The sequence below is a fragment of the Campylobacter sp. LMG 17559 genome, from assembly GCF_024723605.1.
Taxonomy (GTDB): domain Bacteria; phylum Campylobacterota; class Campylobacteria; order Campylobacterales; family Campylobacteraceae; genus Campylobacter_D.
In genome coordinates this window covers 1-1,208 of the sequence record NZ_JANQCZ010000040.1, presented here as the reverse complement: position 1 = coordinate 1,208, position 1,208 = coordinate 1, and the positions used below count along the sequence as shown (strand labels likewise).

Below are 1,208 nucleotides of genomic sequence, written 5' to 3'. Positions count from 1 at the left end.
GGCGAGTGAATTTTTGTTTTCTCCTGATTTTTCTAAGCTTGGTGTAGGGGCGTTTTTGAGTGCTTTAGGACTTGCTTGCTTTTCTTTATCTATTGGAGTGGGTTCGATTATAACTTATTCTGCAAGTTTGCCTGATAAAACAAATTTTATTACAAGTACTATTAATATTATTATTATTAATATTATCATTGGTATTATGATGGGACTTATTGTATTTACTTTCATATTTGAATTTAATGGCAATCCAGCTCAGCAAGGTCCAGGTTTGATTTTTGTATCTTTAATGAGTTTGTTTTCAAATATTGATTCAATCGGTTTTTTACCTTTAGGAAATATTTTAGCTGTGGCCTTTTTTATAGCTTTATTTTTTGCAGGGATTACTTCAGCAGTCTCTATGATAGAGCCTTTAACTTTTTACTTAATCAATTCTTATAATTTTACAAGAAAAAAAGCTTTAATTTTTATAGCTTTCATTGTGTATTTTTTGGGAAGTTTGTGTATTTTATCAGGAATTGAGTGGAGTAAAGATTCTTTGGAATTTTTTGGAAAAAGTTTTTTTGATATATTAGATTTTATAGCTTCAAATTTAATGATGCCTTTGGGCGGGTTATTTGGTGCAATCTTTGTAGGCTTTGTACTTAAAAAAGAAGCTTTGCAAACTTTATTTTATCCTTATATGAGGGGTAAATACTTTGAGTGCTGGTATTTTTTTGTAAGATATATTTCACCTTTGGCGGTGATTTTAATCATGATAAAACAATTATTTTTTTAAGGTTAAAAGATGAATGAAAAATTTTCTAAAATAGGTTTTGTATTAGCAGTGGCAGGTTCAGCCGTTGGGCTTGGAAATGCTTGGAAATTTCCAACTCTGGTAGGTAACAATGGCGGTTCAGCTTTTGTAGTGGTGTATTTACTTTTAACCTTGGGTGTGGCTTTTGTGATATTTTTAGCAGAACTTAGCATAGGAAAACTTAGCGAAAAAGATCCTGTAAATGCTTATCATACTTTAGCACCAAAAAATAAAAAGGCATGGTCACTAGCGGGATTTTTTATGCTTGGTGCTATTATTTTAGTGTCTTTTTATAGTGTTGTGATAGGTTGGATAGCAAAATATGCTTATTTTGGGTTTTTTGAACTACCTAAAGATACAAATGAAGCAGGCGCTATTTTTGGAAATTTACTTTCTAATGATGTTTTATCTCAATTTA

2 pseudogenes are annotated in these 1,208 nt (G+C 30.6%); both read left to right on the top strand.

The features are described 5' to 3' along the window. A pseudogene (locus tag CAMP5082_RS08190) lies at positions 1 to 772 on the top strand (sodium-dependent transporter); the annotation flags it as partial. A 9-nt stretch (positions 773 to 781) separates the two neighbouring features. After that, positions 782 to 1,208, top strand: a pseudogene (locus CAMP5082_RS08185) (sodium-dependent transporter); the annotation flags it as partial.